Here is a 6,375-nt window from a genome sequence, read left to right on the forward strand (position 1 = left end):
TTAGTTGGTAAGACGTGGGATTTGGATACGGATTATTCGTTCGTTTTCGCCTTTCGCAAAATCATCAATATATTGCTTCATCACAACCTCTCTTCCATGAAACAAATTAGTACCTTACTACTCTCTCTAGTTATTTGCGGAGCCGCCTACGCCCAGAAATCCTATTATGGCATCGAAGAAAAATGGCCTGAACAGGATACAGCCCGTAAAGTGTATACCGTAAAAGGAGAACGACACGGAATTAGCTATTTCAAAAAACATCGGTTCAAAGAAGTTCAGTACGAGCCTGGTTCAACGCTTACCTTCGATATCTATCACACGCCCGATGTGATGTATAGCTGGTGCCGGAAATGGGCCGAACAATACCCCAATCTGGTCGATCTGTACGAAGTGGCCAGAAGCTACGAAGGTCGGCCGATTTTGCAGATGACGCTGACCAACAAGAAGACGGGAAAGCATACCGACAAGCCTGCTGCCTACTTTGAAGGCGGGCGACACAGTGGTGAAGTAACCAGTAGTGAAGCGGTACTCTGGCTGACTAAACACCTGCTCGACAATTACGGTAAAGACCCCGCTATCACCAAATTGCTGGATACCAAATCGATCTACCTGCGTCCGGAAAACAACCCCGACGGGGCTACCATGTACCTCTATACGGCACAACGCAACCGTAGTTCCATGCGCCCGCGCGACGACGACCGGGATGGCCTGCTGGACGAAGATTCGGAAGATGATCTGGATGGCGACGGCATCATTTATCAGATTCGGAAAAAAGCCGTAACGAAAGAAGAACTGGAAAAAGCCGATTATGTCATCGATCCGAAAGATAAAGCGGGGCGGCTGATGAAGCGGGTGCAGGCTGGTCAGGGCGATTATCTGGTCTATACCGAGGGCATTGATAACGACGGCGATGGCAAATACAATGAAGATGGTATCGGCGGATTGGATAATCACCGCAACTATCCTGAAAACTGGCGACCCGATCAGGGGGGCGATTTCACCGGGCGAGGCTACACACAGGGTGGCGCCAGTGAATTCCCGCTCAGTGAACCCGAAACACGGGCTACCTATGTGTGGCTGATGGGGCATCCGAATATTACGGTCGTCAACTCGATGGATACCCGCGTACCGATGCATCTGCGTCCACCCTCCACCTCGGCTAGTGCCGAAAGTATGTTTCCTCCCGATCTGGCGATTTACAAGCATATGGATAGCCTGGGTTTATCGTTTACCCACTATCCCTGGGCGGGTGATGTGTATGATGTGTATAATACCCGCAACAAAGTGAACCGCCTGACGGGTGATCCATCCAAGCCGGAGCCTCTTTTTGGACACGGCCCTGACTTTGGCTATTTTCAGTACGGGGCGGTGTGGTATGGTGATGAACTCTGGAATGGGGGAGCCATGAAAGATTACGATGGCGACGGCGATTACGATGAATACGATGGGTTGATGTGGGACGATGAAGCGAATAAAAAACAAGGTTTCAAGCTTTGGACCAAGTTTACCCACCCGCAGTTGGGAGCCGTTGAAATCGGTGGATTCCATCCAAAATTTTTCGCGCAGAATGGCCCGGCCTGGCAACTGGAAAACTGGATTTCGCGAGAATCACTCTTTAACCTGGCAATGGCCAAAGAACTTCCACAAGTTGACTTGACCGGCGTAACCGTAAAACCGTTGGCTGATAACGAATATGAAGTGAAAGCCACCTGGACGAACTCCGGTAAATTACCCGTGGCCCTTGAACAGGCTAAGCGAGTAAAGATGGTGCAGGAGGACCGGGTTACGCTCGACTTCGATAAAGCATTGCTGAAAGGGTTCAAAGAGGCTAAAGTCATCATCACTCAGCCAGCTTTATTCGATAAAACTGTTTATGCTGGTTATACAAAGCCCGGCGAGAAGAAAGAGGCTACCTTCCGGGTCAAACTGAGCCAGCCAGGACCAGTCAAGGCCAAAGTCAAGTTGCTTTCTACACGGGGTGGCTATAAGGAGAAGGAGATTACAATTGGTCAATAGATGATCTTGTTAGCGATACGGTGCTCCGGTTTTCAGAATGTTACCACTGAATGCCGGAGCATTTCTATTGCCGCATACCCTTACTCGATAAAGTTCGCGATCTGTTGGCAATAGGGGGACGATTGATGCATCTGGATGTCTATAAGTAAGGTCGGTTTTTCGAGTGTGGTATGGAATTTAGTGGGTTTAGTTGTTTTGTTGCACGAAATGTATATTTATTTTTAATTATTTGTGTTTGGTGAGTTTATAAATTTAATTATTGGTTTTTAAGGTAACTTATAATCGGCATAAATTTTGATAAGGTCCATTTTTATTAAACTATTGTAATATAAGATTATTGAATTTTTGCTGATTATACGATTAGGTGATTATAATTTAATATAAAATCATATAAGACTCTTTGCGGCATATTTTTTGAAACTAAGACTTGTGTGTCATAAATATTTACTTGTAACACAAGAAAATATGCCTATTTCTACTACTAAAGCCTTAAGTCGGCTATTTCTTTTCCTGGCAGTCTGTTTAGCGTCATCGCTGCCCGGTTTGGGCCAAACTATCACAGGGACGGTGTTTCGTGATTTTAATAGTGATGGGGCCTATACCAGTACGCCCCTCTCAGGAACTTACGCGTATGGTGAACCGGGCGTAGGAGGAGTAACTATTAAAGCCTATAATGCCAGTGGTGTTGTAACGGCCTCTACAACGAGCAGCACATTAACGGCTTCCCTAGGCAGCTATACCTTAAACGTAGCGAATACAAATGCCTATCGGGTAGAGTTTACAGGATTTGTTGGGCCTGATTATGAGGGCTTTCATGGTTCTGGTAACGCCACATCGATCCAATTTGTCAATGGTGGAGCTACGAATGTCAATTTTGGACTGAACTATCCCGCCGATTACTGCCAATCGACCTCGCCACAGTTGATCACCAGTTGCTTTGTAGCTACAGATGCAGCCAACGCGATTGCCTCTGTTAAGGCACGACCAGCAACGGTGAGCGTTTCGTATACAGTCGTAGAAACCAGTAAGGTAGTGACCGACTATGCCACGGTTGGTGAAGTAGGGGCCGTTTGGGGAATTGCGTACGATAATACTCCAGCCAGTAATAGACTGTTTTCGGCGTCCTTTACAAAACGCCATGTGGGATTTGCAACGGGTGGGCCTAATGCGATTTATGTCACAAACGTTACCTCGGCTACTAGTGGTAATACTACTGAATTCTTCAATTTTACGACGGTAGGCAGCTCGGCGGTTACATCCACTACAGAAGCCCATGGAACCGATCTGCCTACCTCGACCAGTTTGGCGAGCCACGATAATGCGGCCTTTGATGCCGTAGGTAAAACCAGCCTGGGAGGGATGGACCTGTCGGATGATAACAAATCTCTTTTTGTTGTCAATCTTAAGAATCGTAATTTATATAGGATCAGCACTGCCGATAAATCGTACACGAGTATTGCCATTCCCAACCCAGGGTGCCCGACCACCGGGACCGCAGTCAATGGGAGCTATCGGCCGTTTGCGGTTAAATATTATCGGGATAAAGTATACGTTGGTGTAGTTTGTACGCGTGAAGATTTGGGTTCGACAACCGTTACTTATGGGTCAACGGCTGGTCTGAGTGCTACTGTTTATGCGATTGACCCAACGGCATTGTCGTCATTCACAACGGTTCTGTCTTTCCCGTTAACCTATCAGAAGGCTCCAACGAACGCCGATAAGACTGGCCAGTCTCGCGCCGAATACTGGCGGCCCTGGACTTCCGTATTTCAAACAGATCGAAATGATGGCGTTTTATCGTACCCGCAAGCGTGGCTAACGGATATTGAATTTGAGCCCGCGACCGGCGATATGATCTTAGGCATACGGGACCGATATGGCGACCAGATGGGTTACCAGAATTACCTGCCTTTTACTACGTCGACAACTTTATATAGCGCAATTACGCCAGGCGAGATATTGCGGGCTCGAAAGTGTAATGTGACGGATGTACAATGGTCTATAGAAAGCGGAGGGTCGCTGTGTGGAAGCACTACTTCGTTAGCGCAGTCATCTACGGCAGGTCCTGGTGATGGTAAATACTATTGGGGAGACGAGGTGCAGAATGCCGCTAACCACGGCTTAAGTTCTCAAGGTGGTATTGCTCAGTTGCCCGGCAGCGCCAAAGTAGCGATGACGGCTGTTGATCCTTTGGACATATTTAATACAGGCGGGATAAAGCGGCTGATCAACGCTACAGGAGCTAAAGATGGCAATGCTACTTATATAAGTAACACAACGAACGTAGCTGCTGGTGCAGAATTGTACACGTCCGATGCGCTTGGCTACGGTAAAGCCAACGGGCTGGGAGGCCTGGCTGTGTTATGTAATCTTGCACCAACTCAGATAGGTAACCGGGTTTGGCTGGATTCAAATAACAACGGTATACAGGATCCAGGCGAAACCCCCTTGTCTGGCGTCAGAGTAACGTTAAGTGGGCCTGGTCTGGCTTCGCCGGTCAGTGTAACAACCAACGCATCTGGCGAATATTATTTCTCCAATGCGAGCGGCACGAACGTTCTGGGATCTGCTTATAGTTTGACTGGTCTTACGAGCGGGAGTTCCTATACACTTACGTTTCCGACCAGCGTCAGTACCGCCAGCCTGAGTACCAAACCAAATTCGGCAACGGGAACGAATACGGATAATATCGATACAGATCCGAATGCGTCAGGCCTCGTTACATTCACACTAGGGCAGGCTGGCGTGAACGATTTCTCGTTCGATGCGGGTTACGCGCCCTGTACGCCCCCATCACTCACCCTAACCGCTATTCCCAATGCCATCTGTCAGGGGCAAACAGTTGCCTTACTTACAACCGTTAGTCCAGCGAATAATTATACATACGTAGTTAGTGGACCCGTAGGGGTTTCGTTGACGGGGGCCAATACGGCTACGGCGATTGCTACAAATCTGCCCACGGGGGTAAATAACTTTACCGTTACGGTTTATAGCAGCCCTGTTTGTTTGGTAACATCTACTGCATCGGTAACGGTCAGTACAACTCCACTCATTAATCTAACTCCGTCGGCGTCCACGATCTGTGCTGGACAATCCGTTGAACTGGATGTTGCAGGGATACCGTTGGGCGGTCTATTAAGTTTCAGCGAATTAGGGCCGCTTGGGAATGTGATCAATACATTTACGTCGAACGTTGTTTCGCCGACCGTTACCACTACCTATCTGGCTACAGTAGTAGTACCCATTGTCGGTTCTGTTCTGGGTAGCTGCCCTGTTACAATAACGGTCAACCCTGCGTTGACCCTGCCTCCACTCAGCCTAAGCTTATGTGTTGGTACAACCATTGACCCAACCAACCTGAGTGGATTAGGAGGAAGCTTAACCGCTCTATCGGGTCTAACAAATATATTGCGTCTGGGGAATATTCTTGGTTCGGGTTCAATCCTTAGCGCTCCAATCAGTGTCAGTGCTGGTGTAAACCTGTTCAACGTTACATCGACCACTCCATTGGGCTGTACAGCAACGACGCCAGTAACCGTGACGGGGATAAATGGGCCCATATTACCAGCCTTGAGTCTGAGTTTGTGCGTGGGTACAACGATCGATCCTGCCAATCTGAGTGGCCTTGGTGGTAACTTGACGGCTCTTTCTGGATTGACGAACGTGTTACGCCTGGGTAATATACTTGGGTCGGGTTCCATACTGAGTACACCTGTTTCTGTATCGGCAGGGGTTAACCTGTTCAATGTTACATCGACGAACCCATTAGGTTGTACCTCAACCGCTCCGATTGCTATCACGGGTGTACAGGCACCGCTCCTTCCGCCTTTGAATTTGAGCTTGTGTGTGGGTACGAATCTGGATTTGGGTAGTCTGGTAAGTCCAACGGGCGCGTTGTCCGCCTTAAGTGGATTGACCAATGTATTCCGACTAGGTAGCCTGGTGACGGGTCAGATCCTGACTTCGCCGGTGAGCATCAGTGCGGGGGTGAACCTGTTCAACCTGACGTCCACTACCCCGCTGGGTTGTACCTCCACCACACCCATCAGCGTGACAGGTGTCGAAGCGCCGATCTTACCGCCTTTGAATTTGAGTCTGTGCGTAGGTACGAACCTGGATCTGGGTAGTCTGGTAAGTCCGACGGGCGCGTTGTCAGCCTTAAGTGGATTGACCAATGTATTCCGACTGGGTAGTCTGGTAACAGGTCAGATCCTGACTTCTCCGGTGAGCATCAGTGCTGGGGTGAACCTGTTCAACCTGACGTCCACCACTCCGCTGGGTTGTACCTCCACCACACCCATCAGCGTGACAGGGGTAGAAGCACCCATCCTGCCGCCATTGAATTTGAGTCTGTGCGTA

At 48.8% G+C, this 6,375-nt stretch carries 2 protein-coding genes; both read left to right on the forward strand.

The annotated features are described in order from the left end of the window. Positions 1 to 96: 96 nt before the first annotated feature. Complete coding sequence (locus tag BGO59_RS20955; RefSeq protein ID WP_293686413.1) at positions 97 to 2,016, forward strand: M14 family metallopeptidase; 1,920 nt, start codon at positions 97 to 99, stop codon at positions 2,014 to 2,016. A gap of 465 nt (positions 2,017 to 2,481) precedes the next feature. After that, positions 2,482 to 6,375, forward strand: a 3,894-nt coding sequence (locus BGO59_RS20960; RefSeq protein WP_293686415.1) for an SdrD B-like domain-containing protein, incomplete at its 3' end; no start/stop codon positions are given.

The organism is Spirosoma sp. 48-14 (genome assembly GCF_001898575.1).
Lineage (GTDB): Bacteria > Bacteroidota > Bacteroidia > Cytophagales > Spirosomataceae > Spirosoma.

Excerpts from the sequence above, each read along its gene's own strand:
- BGO59_RS20955 (WP_293686413.1), top strand. The coding sequence starts at position 97 with ATGAAACAAATTAGTACCTTACTACTCTCTCTAGTTATTTGCGGAGCC.